The 1,285-nt window shown below is 44.0% G+C and carries 1 protein-coding gene and 1 pseudogene; both read right to left on the minus strand.

Annotated elements, in window-relative coordinates; all coding sequences use genetic code 11:
• A partial coding sequence (locus tag ACFILT_RS09160) for a Bgr_08870 family protein (protein ID WP_375679962.1) occupies positions 1-599 on the minus strand: 599 nt, incomplete at its 3' end.
• Between the two features lie 14 nt (positions 600-613).
• Positions 614-1,285 (minus strand): annotated as a pseudogene (locus ACFILT_RS09165) (DUF4815 domain-containing protein); the annotation flags it as partial.

Below are 1,285 nucleotides of genomic sequence, written 5' to 3' on the forward strand. Positions count from 1 at the left end.
TCACCATCCACTTTAAGTGGTCCTTTAAGCAAGCTTCCCGTTGTGCTTAAACTGGTAACTATTTCACCATTATGGGTGAGGCTAAACGACGAATTACCCAACAGCTCTAAACCGCCACTCATAGTGACTTTGCTAGTAAATTTATTATAACTTTGCCATTCATTGGCTTGTTTTAGGCGACCATAGGCTGTGAGATCTTCATTGATCTTGGCTCTAAATTTATCGAGCCCCACAATATCTTCAATCTTATGTTGATGAGAGCCAAGCAAAGAGATAGCACTGCCAAAGGTAAAATGATTGTTGCTTGCTTTGTAGAGTACATAATTGTTGGCGGCGTCCTTAGCACCCTCGATATCGCTTAAATCGGTCAAAGTGAAGGTTTTATCCGCTGCCATTTTGCCCTTCAAGGCTGTTTCAAGATCTGCAACATCACTTATTGTGTGCGTGTGTTTTGAAGGTGCTTTTTCGTCTACCTTTTCCTCAACAGCCAAAAGAGCTTGATCAATTTTGGTCAAGTTTTCCCGCAAGATTGGGAATTCAGAACTGATAAAACGACCTTCTTTAGGCAATTCCATGTCGAGTTTTTTGGTTTTTGTCATGTCTCATTTTCCCCTCATAATATGCCGGCGCCAAAATCGCTCACCATTGACCGCGCCGCCGGTCCACCGGTAAGCGTGAGTTTGAGGCGCGCTTGTTTAGCTGTTTTATCACCACTGATAAATTTGCGCTCTGTCCAAAGCGGTTCAGCGAGTTGCTCTGTTTCGTCGAGTTTCAAAGGGGTGAAAGCACCATCATCCAGTTGCATTTCTAGTGTAAAGGTTGCACCGCCTAGTAAAAAGGTTTTGATATAGCTCGTTAACCTTGCCTTTTCCCCAAAGGCAAAAGCACGGGTGACATAAGTGGCTTCCTTATGAATCTTCCCCGCAATCAATTGAACAGGAGCAAACAAAACAGGTGAGAGCTTCTCTGTCCCTTTGAGAATGGCGCGAAGCTTTACCTTTTCACTGATATATTCGGTAAGGCTTAGCAATTGAAAGGGCAGGAGTTGATAAACCGATCCGTTGTTTCTTTCAATTTCAAAGATGACAGAACAATCGCTTGAAGGCAATTCAATGGCTGCGCGTATTTGCAAATCAGAGCAGTCCACAAGATCAAAAGTGCCAAGATCAATGGTTTTTTCTGTTTGTGTGTAGCGTGCCGCCAGCACGCGAAAGGCTAAAGCCTCATCTTGATGCGCGGTCCATGTCTGTGCATTGACAGAAGAAAAGCGTGGTCCCGTTACATA

The sequence above is a fragment of the Bartonella sp. AP7XZML genome, assembly GCF_042195745.1.
Taxonomy (GTDB): domain Bacteria; phylum Pseudomonadota; class Alphaproteobacteria; order Rhizobiales; family Rhizobiaceae; genus Bartonella.